Here is a 1,071-nt window from a genome sequence, read left to right as displayed (position 1 = left end):
TTTTGATTCATATTCATAAAAAACACGTCACCCTTTCTCATTAACATAAGAAAATAGTAACGTGCTTTTAACTTCAAAAATAGTCTAAATCCTTAAGTTGATGGATGTGTGGTGCTACCCCATATCTATCAACCTAACAGAAAAGGTTGCCCCAAAACGGTAAAAATGAACTTCGGTGCTGTAAAAAACACAAAATTATCGTTTAGGGGGTACTTTAAAATCTTAGCTTGATAGCGATGGGGTACGGCCAGCATTTTTGAAAAAACACGCTAAGAGTATACAAAGTTTTATGCAAAAAATAGGGGGACACCGGGAACCATAGGGAAGCCAAAAGGCGCTCTAGAATAGGAATGTATAAAAAGATGCATAGAGTCATAGAAAAAGGCGAATCCCTTCTGAGATTAAGGAGGCACTTTTTTCTTCGCTACCGATAATGAGACGTTATGTTAACTTTCTATGAATATCATATTCAACCAAAATTACCCTTATTGATGGTACAATTAAAGCCTTGGAGGGATATTATGGGGATTATTTTATATTTTTCATTTTATTTTGGAGTACTGTTTCTTATAATTGGTACTGCATTAGTTTTATTTATTATGGCTGCATTACCAAAAATCTGGAGTAAAAATCTATCATTCGTAATGATCGGTTTAGGGATAAATATACTTACCATTCCGTTATCTTATTTTATAGGTGGGATGGCAACAGATTATCCTGATAGTACTAGGTTAGATTTTTGGAAAGGATTTTTCTTTATTCAAAAAATACCGCTCTTTTTACTGATTTTTTTATTATTTTTAACTGTGGTGTTGTGGTTTATTCGTAAGAACAAGAAAAAAGTAAACATGTAGAATTTTAAAACGACTTCCAATAACGATAATTATGTAAATAAGCTGTCCATATGGGCAGCTTATTTTATTTTTTGCTTAGCGTGGTTTTTTTCGGAAATGCTGACGGTACCCCATGCCCATCAACTTAAGAGTGAGCACAACCTGAGCTTTCGACTCATCGGATCAAAACATTCCTAAAATAAAAGCATACTCTTAAAAATAAGCATCTCAAATAAAC

Annotated in this window: 1 protein-coding gene; it reads left to right on the top strand. The window is 33.4% G+C overall.

All coding sequences use genetic code 11. The features are described 5' to 3' along the window. Positions 1-521 precede the first annotated feature (521 nt). Positions 522-854 (top strand): hypothetical protein, encoded by a 333-nt coding sequence (locus MR168_RS32965; RefSeq protein WP_140159407.1) that lies wholly within the window; start codon positions 522-524, stop codon positions 852-854. Positions 855-1,071: the final 217 nt, after the last annotated feature.

Source organism: Bacillus cereus group sp. BfR-BA-01356 (assembly GCF_022663635.1).
GTDB classification, from domain to species: domain Bacteria; phylum Bacillota; class Bacilli; order Bacillales; family Bacillaceae_G; genus Bacillus_A; species Bacillus_A cereus.
Note: the sequence above shows the minus strand (reverse complement) of the source record. Positions and strands in the feature narration are given on the sequence as shown.